At 66.3% G+C, this 16,659-nt stretch carries 15 protein-coding genes and 1 riboswitch; of the genes, 9 read left to right on the forward strand and 6 right to left on the reverse strand.

Features of this window, described 5'->3' with window-relative positions:
* Positions 1 to 45 precede the first annotated feature (45 nt).
* Positions 46 to 1,833 (forward strand): hypothetical protein, encoded by a 1,788-nt coding sequence (locus DMR_RS16635; protein ID WP_015862152.1) that lies wholly within the window; start codon positions 46 to 48, stop codon positions 1,831 to 1,833.
* Between the two features lie 50 nt (positions 1,834 to 1,883).
* On the opposite strand, the gene DMR_RS16640 is transcribed toward DMR_RS16635, so the two are convergent.
* A complete protein-coding gene (locus DMR_RS16640; RefSeq protein ID WP_015862153.1) occupies positions 1,884 to 2,936 on the reverse strand; it encodes a bile acid:sodium symporter family protein in 1,053 nt (350 codons plus the stop codon).
* A 92-nt stretch (positions 2,937 to 3,028) separates the two neighbouring features.
* Here DMR_RS16640 and DMR_RS16645 point away from each other — a divergent pair, with 92 nt between their 5' ends.
* On the forward strand, positions 3,029 to 4,081 hold the full coding sequence (locus DMR_RS16645; protein WP_015862154.1) for an AraC family transcriptional regulator: 1,053 nt from the start codon (positions 3,029 to 3,031) through the stop codon (positions 4,079 to 4,081).
* Here DMR_RS16645 and DMR_RS16650 read toward each other — a convergent pair.
* From DMR_RS16650 to DMR_RS16670, 5 genes are all read right to left on the reverse strand, one after another.
* Positions 4,050 to 6,209 carry a SpoIIE family protein phosphatase gene (locus DMR_RS16650; protein ID WP_015862155.1) on the reverse strand — a complete coding sequence of 720 codons (2,160 nt, stop codon included), beginning with the start codon at positions 6,207 to 6,209 and terminating at the stop codon, positions 4,050 to 4,052. The two genes, DMR_RS16645 and DMR_RS16650, sit on opposite strands and share 32 nt — an antisense overlap.
* 123 nt (positions 6,210 to 6,332) lie before the next feature.
* A complete protein-coding gene (locus DMR_RS16655; protein WP_015862156.1) occupies positions 6,333 to 6,908 on the reverse strand; it encodes a flavodoxin family protein in 576 nt (191 codons plus the stop codon).
* Positions 6,905 to 7,477: a flavin reductase family protein gene (locus tag DMR_RS16660; RefSeq protein WP_015862157.1), complete on the reverse strand. Its 573-nt coding sequence runs from the start codon at positions 7,475 to 7,477 to the stop codon at positions 6,905 to 6,907. The genes DMR_RS16655 and DMR_RS16660 overlap by 4 nt, the downstream gene beginning before the upstream one ends.
* Position 7,478: 1 nt before the next feature.
* A complete protein-coding gene (locus tag DMR_RS16665; protein WP_015862158.1) occupies positions 7,479 to 8,045 on the reverse strand; it encodes a flavin reductase family protein in 567 nt (188 codons plus the stop codon).
* 20 nt (positions 8,046 to 8,065) lie between these two features.
* Positions 8,066 to 8,575: a nitroreductase family protein gene (locus DMR_RS16670; RefSeq protein WP_015862159.1), complete on the reverse strand. Its 510-nt coding sequence runs from the start codon at positions 8,573 to 8,575 to the stop codon at positions 8,066 to 8,068.
* A 123-nt stretch (positions 8,576 to 8,698) separates the two neighbouring features.
* Between DMR_RS16670 and DMR_RS16675 the strand changes: the two genes are divergently transcribed.
* The 7 genes from DMR_RS16675 to DMR_RS16705 all read left to right on the forward strand — a co-directional run bounded on the left by DMR_RS16675 (position 8,699) and on the right by DMR_RS16705 (position 16,573).
* Positions 8,699 to 9,103, forward strand: a complete 405-nt coding sequence (locus DMR_RS16675; protein ID WP_015862160.1) for a winged helix-turn-helix transcriptional regulator — start codon at positions 8,699 to 8,701, stop codon at positions 9,101 to 9,103.
* A gap of 216 nt (positions 9,104 to 9,319) precedes the next feature.
* On the forward strand, positions 9,320 to 9,898 hold the full coding sequence (locus tag DMR_RS16680) for a hypothetical protein (protein ID WP_015862161.1): 579 nt from the start codon (positions 9,320 to 9,322) through the stop codon (positions 9,896 to 9,898).
* 150 nt (positions 9,899 to 10,048) lie between these two features.
* Entirely contained in the window at positions 10,049 to 13,177 is a 3,129-nt protein-coding gene (locus DMR_RS16685) for a glycosyltransferase family 39 protein (RefSeq protein WP_043600951.1), read from the forward strand.
* A gap of 156 nt (positions 13,178 to 13,333) precedes the next feature.
* Positions 13,334 to 13,487: riboswitch (FMN riboswitch) on the forward strand.
* A gap of 114 nt (positions 13,488 to 13,601) precedes the next feature.
* Complete coding sequence (gene ribB / locus DMR_RS16690) at positions 13,602 to 14,246, forward strand: 3,4-dihydroxy-2-butanone-4-phosphate synthase (RefSeq protein WP_015862163.1); 645 nt, start codon at positions 13,602 to 13,604, stop codon at positions 14,244 to 14,246.
* Between the two features lie 93 nt (positions 14,247 to 14,339).
* A complete protein-coding gene (locus tag DMR_RS16695) occupies positions 14,340 to 15,005 on the forward strand; it encodes a hypothetical protein (RefSeq protein ID WP_148208463.1) in 666 nt (221 codons plus the stop codon).
* Between the two features lie 95 nt (positions 15,006 to 15,100).
* Positions 15,101 to 15,763 (forward strand): hypothetical protein, encoded by a 663-nt coding sequence (locus DMR_RS16700; protein WP_148208464.1) that lies wholly within the window; start codon positions 15,101 to 15,103, stop codon positions 15,761 to 15,763.
* Between the two features lie 147 nt (positions 15,764 to 15,910).
* On the forward strand, positions 15,911 to 16,573 hold the full coding sequence (locus tag DMR_RS16705) for a hypothetical protein (protein WP_043600953.1): 663 nt from the start codon (positions 15,911 to 15,913) through the stop codon (positions 16,571 to 16,573).
* Positions 16,574 to 16,659: the final 86 nt, after the last annotated feature.

Raw genomic sequence — 16,659 nt, forward strand, 5'->3', positions numbered from 1 at the left:
GATTGTCCACATCGCCGCCACAATCAACGATGCAGGTTGTTTCGCATGAACGATTCCCTGGCGCCCGTCATCCAAGCCAGTCTGGACCTGCATTTCGGCCGGCTGACTCCGCTTGTTTCCGGCCCGGACAGCCGCCCGCAGCTCATCCAGGCCGCCGCCACGCTCATGCGGCGCATTGCCGAGAACATCCTGGCCGTGCCCGCCGACTGCCCGGTGGACACCCTGGTCCAGCGCCACGTGTTCGCCAAGGACAAGGCCTTGCCGGCCTGGCTCGTCAACCGGGGATTGGTGACCTGCGACAACGACCGCCAGCAGCTTGAACCCTCGGTGCGCGCACTTCTGGCCAATCCGTTCAATCGTCGGCGGTTTTTGGATTTTCTCAGCAACGAACTGCTCTACCACCGCTGGCTGTGGACGCGGGAGGACGACAAACGCCATTTTCCCATCCGCTGCGCCAACGAACTGCGGGAAAACGGCTACTGCCTGGAACTCAACACCTTCGACCACGTCATCAAACTCGGGGACAACATCATCGCGCCCCCGGGCAAAACCGACGACGCCGTCCACTGGCGGCTGCGCTCCATCGGCACGGTCTGTCTGGTCGATCTGGCGGCGAGGCCGGTCTTCGACTACACCGCCCGGCTGCTCGAAGCGAAATACAAGACCACGTTTATCCTCGACACCTTCAAGGCGCTTTTCGCCGCCGCCGCCCGGACCCCGGGCAGCCCGGAGCGTCAGGCCGCCCTGGTCATGGGCGAGATTCCCAAGGTCTTCACCCTGGCCGACCATGCCAAGCCCCTGGGTGTGACGGGCGAGGCCAGCTCCCTGGAACTGCTGCGCCGGCTTCTGGCCGCCTTTGACCGCCAAACCAGCCGTAACTGCCCGGAATCACGCCTGCGCCTGGGAGCCGAGCCGCCCCAGGGCGTGGCCAACCGGGTGGCGGCCATGATCTGGCTGCGCCGCACCCCGGCCCGAGTCAAGGAGGAGCAGCAAAAAAAAACCGTGCCCTCCCGTGGCCTCAAGGTGGCCGAGCGCACCGTGCTCCTGGCTGCCGCCGACCAGAAAAGCATCCTCTATTTCAACCTGTTCGCCGATCCCGCCGACACGGCCATCAACCCCTGCCATATCCGCGGCGTGGACGACGACTCCATGACCGTGGTCTCCCCGCGCGGCAACCGCTTAAACGACGCCGCCCCGGGCCAGGAAGTCAGCGGCTACTTCGCCGTGGTCGGAGCCAACAAGAAAAGCACCTACTGCGATTTCCGCACCACGGTGGTGTCGGTTGCCTGCCCGGACGAGAGCCACTGCCTGGTGGAGCTCTCCATCCCGGCCACTTTCGAACTCACCCGCCGCAACCACAAGCGCCTGCCCGTTGACCCCGACGCCGTGGCCCTGTTCGAAATGGCCGCCCCGGCTCCGGCCGCCGACTGGAATCTGTTTAATTCCCTGGAGAAATGGCCGCGCCCGTTTTGCATCATCCCCGACAGCCTGGGGCACTGCCGCATCAAGGACCTCTCGGCCGGAGGAATGCTGCTGGAAATCCACCATGACGCGCCGGCCTGCCCCTATTTCACCGAGGACAGCCGCGACCACCCCTTGCTCGTCCAGGTCAAACTGGCCGGCAAGCCCAACGCCGCCCCCCTGTGGCTGGGCATCCGGGCCGAGGCCAAGCGCATCCGGGACTTTCCGCCGCTGCGCAAGAAATACGTGGGCTTTCAATTTGTGGAGGCCGGCGAGGTGCGCAACGAGCGCTCGGTGCGCTTTACGCCGGTGGGCAAGGACGGGCTGTATCTCATCAACGACTGGATCTTCCGCAACGGCCTGGGAAAATAGGCCCCAAAAGCAAACCGGCCCCGAAGCTCGCGCTTCGGGGCCGGCCGCCTTCAGCTCCCGGCGCGGGCCGGGAGGGGCTCGGGCAGACCGCCCGCGTCGGGAGCCGGGTGGGGAACAGTATTGAAGCGGTCGGCGAACCGGCCGGCCATGATGGAGCACACGAAGAGCTGGAGCTGGTGGTAAAACATGATGGGCAGCACGATAAGCCCCAAGGCCGGATGCGCGCCGAACAGCAGCCGGGCCATGGGCACGCCGGAAGCCAGGGTCTTTTTGGAGCCGCAAAAAATCGCCGTGATCCGGTCCTCTTCCGAAAATCCGCACCACTTCGAAACCCGTGACGAGATCATGAGCGCCGCCGCCAAAAACACCGCCGCGCCGGCCAGGGTCAGGACGATGACGCCCAGGCCGTTGTCGCGCCACAGCCCCGAGGCCGTGGAGTCGCAAAACGAGCTGTAGACGAGCATCAGAATCACGAGCTTATCGAAAGTATTGATGAACTTCTTGTGGCGCGCGGCCAGGGCGCCGATCATCGGCCGGGCCACCTGCCCGAGCACGAAGGGCAACAGCAGCAGCGTGGCGATGTTGAGCATGGCCTGCCCCAGCGACAGCCCGCCCGTGGCCCCGCCTTCCATGGCCAGGCCGATGATGGCCGGGGTGAGCACGATGCCGAGCAAGCTCGACAGCGTGGCGTTAAAAATCGCCGCCGGCACGTTGCCCTTGGCGATGGCCGTCATGGCCACCGACGAGGAAATGGTGGACGGCAAGGCGCACAAATAGAGAAACCCGAGCATCAGCCCCTCGGGAATCAGCCCGCCAAAGGCGAATTTAAACGGGATGTAGAGCAGCGGGAAAACAACAAAGGTCAGGGCCTGCACCAGCAGATGCAGCCGGACGTTGGCCAGCCCGGCCAGAAGCGACCGGGTGGAAAGGGCCAGGCCATGCAGGAAAAAGACCGCGAAAATGCCGACGTCGCTGGCCACGTCGGCATGCATGGCTCCGCCGGCGGCCCCGAATTTCGGAAAAGCGGCCGCCAGAAGCACCGCCGTGAGCATCCCCGCCAAAAACCAATCCGAAGCCATCTTGCGCAACAGTTTGCCGACCATCGTTCCCGCTCCTTGCTTTGGGTGACGGTCTTGTAGCCCTGGACGCCGGGTCCGTCTTGCGCCAAAATGACAACTCATAGCGAGAAACGGACATGCCGCGCGAACGCACCCCCCCGCAGCTCACCCAACTGCCCCGGCTCGTTTTCGGACGCAGCGAAGCCCTGCCGGCCGCCTCCCTGGCCCGGGCCCACAGCCATCCCTTTGGCCAGCTCTCCTACGCCGGCGAAGGGGTCATCGAAGTGACCACCCCCGTCAGCAGCCATGTGGCCCCGCCCCGCCGAGCCGTGTGGGTGCCGCCGGGGCTGCTCCACGAAGTGACCACCACCCGGCCGGCCGCCATGCGCAGCCTCTACATCCGGGCCGACCAGACCATCTTTTGCCCGCCACGCTGCCTAGTGCTGCGGGTGACGAGGCTTGCCCGGGAACTCATCCTGGCCGCCGCCGCCCTGCCGCCAGCCTACGACGAGGACGGCTCGGCCGGCCGGCTGGCCCGGGTGCTCCTCGACCAGTTGGCCGGTCTGCCCGAAGCGGACTTAAGCCTCCCCTGGCCGGCCGATCCCGCCCTGGCCGCCCTGTGCCGCGAATTGCGCGACGCCCCGGACGACGGCCGGGACATGGACGCCCTGGCCAGACAGGCCGGCATGAGCGGCCGCACCCTGGCCCGTCGGTTCGAGGCCCAAACCGGCCTGCGCTTCGGAGCCTGGCGACGCCGCCAACGCTTGCTCGCCGCCCTGGGCCGGCTGGAAGCCGGGGACAACGTCACCACCGCCGCCCTGGAGAGCGGCTACGCCTCGGTGTCGGCCTTCGTGGCCGCCTTCCGCGACATGTTCGGCGCGACGCCCGGGGCGTTCTTGCGACAGCGTGAGGGGGAGAAGGAGGAGAAAGAGGATGAGAGGAAGAATGCCTCGGCGGCCGGGGGCCTGAGGCCCCCGGACCCCCCAAATGGGGGAAGGTTTAAAGGGGGTTCGACGAGGATTAGCGCTTTGTCGGCCGGAAAGCTCAAAAGCCCGTTGGTGACGCTTGACGGGAAACGCCGTTACTCTGGCGGCCTATGGAGGGACGGTCGTCCCGGTCCCCCGTATGGCCTTACGGGGGACCGGGAGACGGGAAAGGTTACGCGGCCGGCGGATCGGGCAGGACCTTGATGGCGACCAGCGTCACGTCGTCCTCGGGCTCGACCTCGCCAAGAAACTCCCGCAGCCCGGCAAGGACGGCGGTCACGATGTCGGCGGCGGGCTTGCCGCTGTGGCGGGCCAAAAGCTCCCGCACCCGGTCCTTGCCGAACATCTCGCCCTTGTCGTTTCGCGCTTCCCAAAGCCCGTCCGTGGCCAGCAGGGCCACCTGCCCGGGGACCAGCCCGGCGGCGCTGTTTTCGGCGTAGCGGGCCTCGGTGACGATGCCGAGCGGCGGGCCGCCCTTGTCCGGGATGTCGCCGGTCAGGCCTGTGGCCGCGTCGTAGAGCATGATGGGGTCATGGCCGGCCCGCACCCAGTGCAGCCGTTTTTTCTCGATGTCGATGGCCAGATAAAAAAGGGTCATGAACCGGCCGGAATCGGCCAGGTCGGCGCACATGAGGCGGTTGACGTCGTCGATGACGGCGGCGAGCGACCCGGGCTGGAAGGAGCGCATCCGCAAAAACGCCCGGGCCGTGGTCATGAGCAGCGCGGCGGCGATGCCATGGCCGGTGACGTCGCCGATGATAACCCCGAAACGGCCTTCCTGCTCATTGGGCGCGTGGATGAAGTCGTAGTAATCGCCGCCGGTTTCGTCGCTGTAAAGGCTCGTGCCGGCGATGTCGAAGCCGGGCAGGCCCGGAGCGGCCTGGGGCAGCAGGTTGCGCTGCACTTCCTCGGCCAGGGCCAGGGCCTGGCGCAACAGCTCGTTTTTGCGCTGAATCTCCAGCTTGGCTTCGTTAATCTCCTGATTGATGGAGCGCATGAGCGCCTGGGAACGCTCCTTTTGGGCCTCCAGGCGCGAGCGGGCCTGGGTGGCCCGGTCCAGGGCGCGCGTCAGCGAACGGACTTCCCGGGCCAGGGCCTCGGCCTCGCCGGCCGGACAGGGCAGTTCTTCCAAAGGTGCGCCAGCGGCCGCTTCGGGGCGGTCGCCGCCCAGCAGCACGGCGACCAACGAGCCGTTTTGCAGATGCAGCGGCAGGCCCGGAGCCGAGGGCGCGATCTCGCCGTGGCAGGAGAAGCCGGCCACGGGCGTTCCCGGCGGCAGGGCGGCGGCCAGGCGGTCGATTTCTTCCGACGACTTGGTGCCCAGGATGTCCTTGCGGGTGGAGCAGGAAAACAGCAGCACGCCGGCCGGCCCGGGCCGCATGGCCCGGCCGTCGGCGGCCAACCCCTTGGCCATGGCCTTGATGTCGGCCAACATGTCGCCGCGCGTGGCTTCGGCCAGCTGCACCATGGCCCCCTCGGCCACGCCGGCCGGGAATTGGATGCTGCCGTCGCCCTCGCTGTAAAAGGCCGGGGCGCGCAAAATAAACGTGTCGGATTTTTCGCAGGTGACGGCCAGGGGCAGCTCCACCGCCGGCTCGGCATGGGGGCCGAGGTAGCGGCGGTAGAAATCCAGGGCCGTGCGCTCGCCGATGCGGCTGACCACATTGCCGGACACGCCGGTGACCCGCGCCCGGTCGCCGATGGGCCGCCAGCCCTTGGAAAGGCGCAGGGCCAGGGGGATGTCGCCGGCCAGGAGCAGGAAGGGCGCGTCGTGGAGCAGGATTTCACGGCCGGCGAACTGGCGCACCGGCCGCCGGTCGGCCAGCTGCCGGCCGGCCACGCCGCCGACCACCAGACAGTCCGAGCCAAGGGCCTGGCCCAGGGCGCGGCTTAGATCCTCCACCCCGCCCCGGCCACCATCGGGAAAGACCAGGCACAGCACGGGAGCGGCCCCGCCAAGAGCGGCCAGGGCTTCGCCCGCCGCCCGGGCGACCGCCGCGCCGAGATCCGCGCCGGGAACGGCGAAATCCCGGACCACGCCGGCCGAGGCCCGGACGTTCTCGCCGCCAAAGGCAATCAGCAGCACGGCATCGTCGGTGACGCCGCCGGCCAAGGACAGCTCGCCGCAGGAGGTTCCCCCGGCCAGGGGGACGCCCGGAAAGGCGGCTTCCACGCCGCGCAGCAACTCGCCGTGGTCGTAGCCCACCCCGGCGAAAAGGAGCAGACCCACGGGCTCGGCCCCGCCAAGGCCGCGCCGGCAGGCCTCCACCGCGCCACGCACGGCGCAGGCGGCGTCCAGACAATTGGCGTGTCCAACAGCCATACGCAGCATGGGAACCTCCTGAATCGGCCGGCAAAACGAAACCGGCCAGCCTCGCCACTGTCAACGAGGCGGCGGCAAAAGGCAAGACGCGGCGCGCCTGAAAGGCTCCCCCCTCCCGGGCGCGCCCGCTTTTTAAGCGTGGAGCTTGCCCAGCACCCAGGCCATGTTCTTGCCCAGGTTTTCCATGGTGGTCATGCCCTCCTCGTCCGAAGACACGTCGCCGGGGGCCAGGCCGCGCCCGAGGTTCCAGTAGCTCGATCCGGCCACCACCACCTGGTTGATGAGGTAGAAGTGGTTGATGGCGTCGAACACGGCGATGCCGCCGCCCCGGCGCACGGCCACGGCCGAGCCGCCGACCTTGCGGGCGAAAAAGCCCCCGTTGGCCAGGGCCACCATGCCGGCCCGGTCGATGATGGATTTGATGTTGGTGGAGACGTTGGCGAAATAGGTCGGCGAACCGAGGATGAGGCCGTCAGCGGCCCGCATCTTGTCGATGAGGTCGTTGAGACCGTCTTTCTTGATGGCGCAGTGGCCGTCTTGCCTCTCCCAGCACTTCATGCAGGCGATGCAGCCGAGATAATTGACGCCGTGCAGCTCCACCAGTTCGGTCTCGATGCCGGCGGCGGCGATGGGCTCCAGGGCCTTTTGCAGCATGAGAAACGTGTTGCCGCCCTTGCGCGGGCTGCCGTTTATGGCCAGGACTTTCATTTTGCCTCTCCTTTCTTCAGGGCCTTGCCCACGCTCCAGGCGTCGGCCACGTGGTTGCCCAGGGTCCAATAGCGGTTATCGGGCATGGTCAGCAGCAGGGGATTCCATTTTTCCACGGCGATCTTGCCGTCGGCGACAATGGCGTCGTCGGCCCAGACCGTCTTGATCTCGCCGATGAAAAAGGTGTGGGTGGCCAAGTCCACGGCCTGATCAAGAACCACCTCGAAACACAACGGGCATTCCCGGATCAGGGGCGCGCCGGGCGTGTCGCCGTAATAGACGTCGAAGACCGCCGACTTGTCGGCGTTTCGCCCCGAGGCCAGGCCGCAGTAGTCGGTTTTTTCCACCAGATCCGGCCCGGGAAAGCACAGGGAAAAGGCCCCGGTTTCCTGGATGCGGCCGTGGGTCCACTGGCGGTGGTTGATGCCCACGCCAATGCGGGGCGGCTTGATGGTGACGCGGGTGATCCAGGCGGCGGCCATGAAATTGGCCAGGCCTTCCGCCAGCGTCCCGACCAGGGCCACGGGCATGGGCGGCAGCTGGTTGGGGTCAAGGCGCACTTTTTCCATACTACTTCAGCTCCTTGCCGATGGAGAAGCCCAGGCCCAGGTTGGCCCCCAGGCCATAGTAGTGCCGGTCTTCCGGGGCGTAGACGATGGGGTCGATTAAAAGCGGATCGGGCTTGCCGTCCTTCATGGCCGCCTCGTCCACCTTCACGTCCATGACCTCGCCCACGAACATGGTGTGCATCCCGAGGTCCTCGACGCGGATGACCTTGCACTCCAGCACCAGCGGACATTCGGCCACGTAGGGCGCGTCCACCAATTCGCTGGCAACGGCCGTGAAGCCGCAGGCCGCGAACTTGTCGGCGTTTTTGCCCGAGACGATGCCGCAGTAGTCCACCTTGGCCACGTCCTTGGCCGAGGCGACGTTTATGGTATAGGCCTTGCGCTCCATGATGGCAGCGTAGCTGTGGCGGGGCTTTTGCAGCGAGACGGTGACGCACACCGGCTTGGAGCAGCAGATGCCGCCCCAGGCGGCGGTCATGAGATTAGGCTTGCCCTCGGCGTCATAGGTGCCGACCAGCCAGGCCGGGGTGGGCAGGGCCATGGTCTTGGAACCGATGGAAACTTTCATGCAAAACTCCTTTGGCCGGCCTACCAGCCGTTGCGGTGGATGCGTTCGGGCTTGAACCGATCGATCTTCTTGAATTCCTGGGCCGGATGGCCAAGGACCACCAGCGCATGGGGCGCGACGCCCTCGGGGAGCCGCAGCAGACCGGCCATGGCCGTCATGCGCTCCTGCTGGGGATACAGCCCGCACCACACCGAGCCGATGCCCAGCCCCCGAGCGGCCAACATGAGGTTTTGGGTGGCCGCGGCGCAGTCGAGGACCCAGTTGCCGGGGTATTTTTCCAGGGCCAGTTCGGCGCACACCACCACGGCCGCCTGGGCCGTCTTGCACATGGCGGCGTAGGGATGGATACCGGGGATGGCGTCGAGGACGGCGCGCTCGGTCACCGCCACGAAATGCCAGGGTTGGGCGTTGCCGGCGCTGGGAGCGGCCATGGCCGCGCGCAGCAGGGTTTCCAGATCGGCTTCGGCCACGGCCGCGTCGGTGAACGACCGAATGCTGCGCCGGGTGTAGAGCGCTTCGAACAGGTCCATGGGGCCTCCTTGTCAGTTTCCGCTTTACGCTAGGGGGAAATTCTGCCAGTATGCCCAAAAAAGCAAGTAGGCACATTTAAGTTCAGTAGTATCCTTTTGGATACCATGAAAAGGAGAGGCGTCATGGGCGAACCCGGAACCATTTGCGGCCGCAAGCGTTGCCTGGGCAAGGAATATTCGTGCAGCATGGAGCTGTCCCTGGCCGTGATTGGCGGCAAGTGGAAGCCGCTTATTTTATGGCATCTGCGCGAAACGCCCACCCTGCGGTTTTCGGCCTTGCGGCGCACCATGCCGGCCATCACCCAGAAGATGCTGACCCAGCAGTTGCGCGAACTGGAATCCGACGGCTTACTCACCCGCACGGTCTTTGCCGAGGTGCCGCCCCGGGTGGAGTATGCGCTCACCGATCTGGGCCGGGGCATCATTCCCATCTTGGAGGCCTTGTGCCGTTTCGGCAAGGAGTTCGAGGCCCGTTTCGGCGTGGAGCCGGCCGACGCCCCGGCGGCGGCCGCGGCGGCCGAACGCTGATCCATCCTTCCCTGCCGGCCGCCCTGGGCATTTTGGCGACAGCCGTATGATTATTGACCGCTTTTCATACTGCATCTGTATATTTTATTGTCGCCTAAAGCGGTCTGAAATCAGCCACAGAAATCCAAGCGGCCTGATTTCCAGATCTATTTGAAATCGCTCGCCGCTGGCACGGCCTATGCTCAAGGGAGAACATCGCATCAAGGAGGTTCCCCCATGCGCATCAATGTTTTCGCTCCGGCCGCCCTGGCCGCCGCCATGCTCCTCTCGCTGCCCGCCATCGGCCTGACCGCACAGGAGCACGGGGGCCACGCCGCCGATCCCGCCAAGCCCGCCGCCCCCGCCCCTGCCGTGGACCCCGACAAGGCTTACCTGCTCAAGCAGGAATTCACGGCCAAGACCGCTGAACTGCGCGGCAAGATCAAGGCCCGCGAGGCCGATCTGGAGATTCTGCTCGCCACCAAGCCCGGCGACGAAGCGGCCGTCAAGAAGCTTGCCGGCGACCTTGCCGCCCTTCGCGGCCAGCTGGCCGAACAGACCGTGCTTTTCCGCCTGCGCTACGCCAAGGAAACCGGCACGCCCATCCGCCAGACCCTGCACCTCGGCGGCGGCCATGAAGGCATGATGGCCGGCATGGGCGAAGGCGGCATGGACTGCAAGATGATGGGCAAGGACAAGGGCCAGGGTATGGGCATGATGATGGGCGGCATGGACCACGGCGCCAAGGAACACGGCCCGGCCACCGCCCCCGCGTCGGCCGCGCCGACGCCGCCGGTCCCAGCCGCCAAGCAATAATTTTACGCAACGCTCCTCCCCCAAACGGCCGTCGCCCCTGCCCCGGGGCGGCGGCCGTTTGGCGTCAGCTAGCCCCTGTTTCCTTTCGCCGTGACACCCCTCGCCCCCTGGTTGCCTCGTTCCGGCCCGGCTGCTACCCTGCCCCGGACCATGCAAGCGCCATCCGTCACCCCTGCCGCTGCCAGCGCCGAACCGTCCAGGCGCATGTTCTGGATACTGCTTGCCGCCATCCTGGCCCTGGCCGCCGGGCTGCGGCTGTGGCAGCTCGACACGCCCCAACTATGGGAAGACGACTACCTGAACTTAAGCCGGGCCGCCCTGCCGGCTGACGCCATTATCGCCGTCCAGCAAAGACTCGGGCCGGCCGACACCATCTACGACTTCCAGCCGCCGCTGCACTACCTGCTCTTGCGCGCCGCCCTGGCCGTCCAGGACAGCGTGCTGGCCGCCCGTCTCCCCTCCCTGGCCGCCGGGCTGGCCTCCATCCTGGGGCTGGCCCTTTTGGGCGCGGCCTGCGCCGGCCGCCGGGCCGGCCTTGTGGTTGCGCTGTTGTGCACCGGGTCGCTTTTTCATGTGGACATCTCCCGGGCCATCAAGCTCTATGCGACGTTTTTCTGTTGTTCCGTCTTTTCCATGCTGCTGCTGACCAAGGCGATTTCGGCACCGCGCCGCCGGCCTCTGCTCCTGGCCGGCTATGCGGCCGTGACGGCGGCCATGCTCTGGACCGGCTACCAGGGACTGCCCATCCTGGCCGCCCAAGGACTCTGGGTCATAGCCCTCTTTGTGGGCCGCAAGGCTCCCTTCGACGACCCGGACCGGCTGTCCCGGCTGGCGGCCGTGGCCCTGGCCATGGCCGTAGCCACGGCCGCCTGGCTGCCCATCGCCCAAGGCCCCTTTATCCTCCAAAGCTTTCTGGCCAACCCCGGGGCTTCGCTGACCCCCGGCCTCACCTTCGGCTTTATCGCCGACACCCTTGGAGGTTTTTTCCACAGCAGCTATGCCGCCTCGCCCGTCACCGTGGCCGGCGTCCTCATCCTGGCCGCCCTGGGCCTTCTCACCTGCCGCAACGCCACGACTTTGCTGCTTATCCTTTGCGCCGCCGTCCCGGCCGCAACCCTTCTCACGAGCCGGTCCGACCTGCGCGGCATCATCAACTGGCGACATCTTATCGCCGCCCTGCCGGCTGTGACCATTCTGGCCGGGGCCGGGGCCTCGCGTCTGGGCGGGCTTTTCGCCCGCCCCCTGCCTTCCCGGCTGGCCCCGGCCGGAGCGCTGGTCGTGGCCGGGGCGCTGGCCGGCCTGGTCCTGGCCGGCCCGCTGTCGCAGCTTGGCGAATACGCCCGCCGCACCTTGACCAACGACCGGGACTTTTTCCGCTCCGTCAGCCGCGCCCCCGGCCCCGAAGCCGCCCTGACCTTCACCGGCTGGCAGCGAAACGCTCGGGCTTTCGCCGCCCGCTGGCACCTCGGCGACGCTATGGCCGGCCCCGGCGACTTCGACCGCCCGGGTTACCGCCGCGTACTGGTCGCCGACCAGATTTTCGCCCCCGGCCAACGCCTGCGGGCCGCGCCCGAAGGGGCGCTTTTGGCCTCCTGGAGCGCCGCCGGTCTGCAATCGCGCCTGGCCTTGGCCGGTTTTCCCAGCCGCGCCCCGCTGCTGCTTGTTCCCGACACCTCGGGCGCGGCTGGCTATGCCGACGATTTCCGCGACCACAAGGCCTACCGCGACGCGTTTTCCCTGCAAAACATGGTCGCCGACGCCGAGGTGAGCCTGCTTCGCCCCGTGCGCTCCAGCCAGCCGGCCGCCGCCACATGGCGCTTCGATCTGCCCCCGGGTTCCCCGGCCCCCAAGGTCACGGCCGTGGTCGAGGCCGCTCTCTACAAACGCCACCCGAGCCTGCCGGCCGACTCGCGACTGGTTATCGAGGCCAGCGCCGACGGCGCGACATTTACGCCGCTGGCAACCCTTGGCCACGACGATTTCCTGCTGCCCGACGGCACGCCGCGCCTGGAGAAACGGCGATTTTACGAGGAAGTGCCCTTCTATCAAGGTGTTGTGCGCACGGCCCGGACCGAGGTCGATCTGACGCCCTACCTCGCGACCGGCTCGGTCCGGCTGCGGGTGCGCTATCTCCCGGGAACCAGCGAGGGCCTGCTCGCCCTGGCCGGCGTCACGGTCACGGGCACGGGGCTGGCCCCGGTCCCGGACGGCGGCCTGGCCTTCTACGCCGCCAATCTGGCCCGCAACTGCGCCTCGCCGGCCTATGCCCCCAACGTGACCTTCCTTGGCCCCCGGGCCATGGTCTTCGCCGCCCCGGACCAGGCCGGGCTGGCCGAAACCTTGCCCGGCGGCGCGGTGGTCAATGCGCCCGAGGCCCTGGCCGCCTTTAGCGCCGCCAACCCGGACACGCCCCCGGCCTACGTCCTGCCCGACGCCGCCGGGAAACCGGCCGTGGTGGTGGCCGACCCGGCCCTGGGGCCGGGCCGCGGCGGCGCGCCCCTGTCCGACGCGTCGCCGGCAACCGGGCTGGAGCTTGCCGGCGACGCGCCCCTGACGGTCAAGACCCTGACCCTGGACGGCCGCATCAACGCCCCGGTCCTGACCGTTGGCGACGCGCGTGTTCCCGTGCCCATCGCCGCCCCGGACGGGACCGTGGCGCGCCTGACCCCCGGCGGCCAGGGGCTTTTGTCCTTCAGCCCGGATTTCGATCCGCCGGATTTCACCGACCGCCCCACCGCTCATTCCCTGAACATGGAAGCGTCGGATTCCTACCCGGGCTATGCCGGCGGCGTGCGCTGCCGGGCTGGCACGGACTGCTGGTTCGAATACGTGTTCGTGTCGGCCTTTCCCGTCACCGAACTGCGCGTCATGGCGTATCCGCGCCTGTACGGCGACGCCGGGACCAAACGGCAATGCACGGTCAGTTACGCGGCCGACGGCGGCCCGCTGACGACCATCCTTTCAGCCGAGGCCGAACACGACGAGCAATGGAACCGGATGTTCGACCGCCGCTTCGCCCGGGTGCGCCTGCCCAAGCCGGCCAACCAGGTCACCGTCCGCTTTACGCTGGTGGCCGAACCCTCGGCCGAGTTCTGGTCGCCCACACGCCCCATCGATCGCATGACCATCGAGGCCGTCCTGGACGCCAGAAACCTGCCGTCCGTGGCCGTGCCGCCGGGCCGCAGCGAACTGTCCCTTTCCGGCGGGCCGGGCAACGACTTCCGGGTCTGGTTTTCCGACCGCACGCCGGGGAAAGAGCGGGTCTGGCCTGGGGATTAGCGCCGCGCCCCTTAAACAACACGACAGTATTTTTCAAGAATAGCCAATGGTTTTAGGCTATTGTCCAATACCACCACAGGCTCTTTTGGATGACGCCGCAGGAGCCGGCGGTTTAGGCGGTCTTGCCATCGCCTGCCGCCGGCGCTACAAGGCGGCCGTTGTCCTCAGGGCGGGGTGGAAGTCCCCACCGGCGGTATCCCGGCTTGGCCGGGGAGCCCGCGAGCGCCCGCGACGCATCCGTGTCGCGGGGTCAGCAGACCTGGTGCGAAGCCAGGGCCGACGGTCACAGTCCGGAAGGAAGAGGAAAGACGGCATTCCCCGCCGCCGGAGCGTCCGGCGCGTGGCCGGCCGGATGCGCGCATCCGGTCTGGTCGTCTCTTTGTCCGCCCTGATTCTGGCCCAAACTTTGTTTTCGGAGAAAGCCATGAATCAGCCGTTTTCCAATGTCGATGCCGCCATCGCCCGCACCCGGGCCGCCATCGAAGCCATGCGCCAGGGCCGGGGCATCCTGGTGGTGGACGATCTGGACCGCGAAAACGAGGGTGACCTCATTTTCGCCGCCGACACCCTCACCGTACCGCAGATGGCCATGCTCATCCGCGAATGCAGCGGCATCGTCTGCCTGTGCCTGACCGAGGAAAAGGCGCGTCAGCTCGATTTGCCGCCCATGGTCGCGGTCAACACCTGCAAAAACGGCACGGCCTTTACCGTCACCATCGAGGCGGCCAAGGGCGTGACCACCGGCGTTTCCGCCGCCGACCGGGTGACGACGGTCAAGACCGCCGCCGCCGCAGACGCCAAGCCCTGCGATCTGGCCCGGCCCGGCCACGTGTTTCCGCTTGTTGCCCGCCCGGGCGGGGTGCTCACCCGTCGCGGCCACACCGAGGCCACGGTGGACATGTGCCGGCTGGCCGGCCACGGCCCGTGCGGAGTGCTGTGCGAGCTGACCAACCCTGACGGCACCATGGCCAAGGGCGACGAGATCGCGGCCTTTGCCGCGACCCATGATTTCCCGCTGGTCAGCGTCGCCGACATCGTGGCTTTCCGCCAGGCCACGGGCGACTATTAGCCGGCCCTCCAAACGCCGCCGCGCCGGGGGAACCCTCCCCCGGCGCGGTCTTCCCCTGGCGCGTCCATCGGCGACATGATACGCGTTCTGGCCATGGCCGACGCGACAGCCGATACCCCCGCCGCCCGCCGCGCCAAGCGTCGGTTCCTGGCCCGGCGGCGCTGCCTGCGGGCGCTGCGCCGCACCTTGGCGTTCATCGTCGTGGTCACGCCTTTTTGCTATTTCGGCTTCCTGCTCTGCTGCCACATGCCGCCGGAATGGCAGCGCGGCCTGCCCGACCTGATCCTTCTTTACGAATGGTGGATGTTTTTCCGCAACGCTTTTACGCTGTTGCGAAACATCTGGTTCACACCGCTCCTGGCCGTCCTGCCCCTGCTCGTCAACCTGGTCTTTATCGTTGCCTACCCCCCAGGCCAGGCCTGGAAAATCCGTCGCGACACCTACTTCAACCAGTTCCTGCCTGACCGCCTGGCCGTGATCAAACACATTGAGAACGGCGATTTTCCGGGATTTACGCCCCGGGAAGGCAACGTTGCCTTGCCAGAAGCTTATGCGCATACATCACTTCCATTTGGGCGTGTCTCCTACACCCGGGGAGACAATGGCTACACCATATTTTTTTATACTTCCTGGAACGTTCTGGAAGCATACCAAGGATTTGCCTTTAATAAAGAATATAGCAAAGACCATTCTCCTCCCCAGGAAGCCTACAAATACATGGAGTTCATGACGCCGCAGTGGTACTATATTGAATACTGACTCCACAGATTGCACACTTGGCATATTGTAGGTCATGAGAGACTGACGCCGCCGCCCCTGGCGCGTCCATCGGCGACATGATACGCGTCCTGACCATGGCCAACGCGACAGCCGATATACCCGCCGCCCGCCGCGCCAAGCGGCAGTTCCTGGCCCGGCGGCGTTGCCTGCGGGCATTGCGAACGACGCTGGCCTCGCTGCTGCTCTATGAGCCGTTCGCCTATTGCGGGCTTGTACTATCCTGCCATGCGCCTTTTGACCTCGGCAACTTCGCCTGGGCCAACGCCACGGCCTTTCTGGTTCTGGCGTTCCTGCGTTCCCTGGTTGTCTGCATCAGGGAAATGCGACATGCGCCGCTGCTCGCCATGCTGCCAATGCTCATTTACCTGACGCTGGCAATCGCGACACGCCATGCCGATCCCTGGCGGTATAATCTTGATTACTATTTTCGACAGTTTTACGCGGATAGACTGGACGTCATAAAACGCGTCCAATCGGGTGAACTGCCCGACTACACCCTCGACGTCGGCATCGAGAAGCTCCCGCCAGCGCTTGCCCACACCTCCTATCCGTCCGGAAACATCGGCTACACCAACGACGAGGACGGCCTCACGCTCTATTTCTTTGCCGATGGCCAACCGCCATCCAAGGCACGGTTTGTCTACAATGAGAAGTTCACCCCAGAGAACATCACTTATGACGACGGAACGCACAAGTCCATCAGCATGGGGCCAGGATGGGCGCTTCTCGAATATTAGGAAACATTCCTCAATCCAGCGATTTGAGTATATTCTTCACAACGTCCCTGGTCACGCCATACCCTTTTACCATCGCGTCATGCACAAGCGTCCGCTTGTGTCCAAAGTTCCTATCCTTAAAATACAGAACTGACGCCCGGGGTGCCATTGACAACGAACGCGAAAACAACCTCCCGGAAGCACGCCGCATTCCTGGCCCGCCGGCGCTGCCTGCGGGCGTTGCGGGCAACGCTGGCCTTTGTCACGCTTGCCGCCCCCTTTTTCGCCAGCGGGCTGGTGCTGACCTGCCGCATGCCGCAACAGACGCAGCGCCTCATCGCCGAAGGCGCGACGTGGTACTTCTTCTGGCTCTTCTTCAGGAACGTCGGAACCGGCATCAAACACTTTCGCCGCGCCCCGCTCCTGTCCCTGCTGCCCATTGTCGTGTATATTTCCTCGCTAGCCTTCTTGTTGTCGGGGGTACTCTGGAAGCTCAACTACACATCCTATTTCAAGCAGTTCTACGCCGAGAGAATGCATATCGTCGATCTCTTGCAAAATGGCGTCCTGTCCTGTTCCGACAAGACGCCAGAAGCCGTCACGCTGCCGCCAGCGCTTGGCCACATTGTGCCCATGGACTATCCTGTCTTGTGTTCAAGAAGCGCATCCGGCTATCGTGTGGAATTTGTCATAGAGATTGAGACATCGTCGCGCAGCAGCTTCGTGTACGCCCCGCCGCAGGACATGGACACGCCGCCGCCGGGAACCAGCCTGCTGCAAATAGAGCCTCTGGCCCCAATGTGGGCCTTGGCGTGCTACTGGCGGGACTGACGCCGCCCCGCCGTCGGACAACCCGCGTCTGGAGATCCTGCGGCTGGCCCCGCTGTGGGCCGTGCTCTCCTACGGCTAGTGTCGCG

It is taken from the genome of Solidesulfovibrio magneticus RS-1 (genome assembly GCF_000010665.1).
GTDB classification, from domain to species: domain Bacteria; phylum Desulfobacterota; class Desulfovibrionia; order Desulfovibrionales; family Desulfovibrionaceae; genus Solidesulfovibrio; species Solidesulfovibrio magneticus.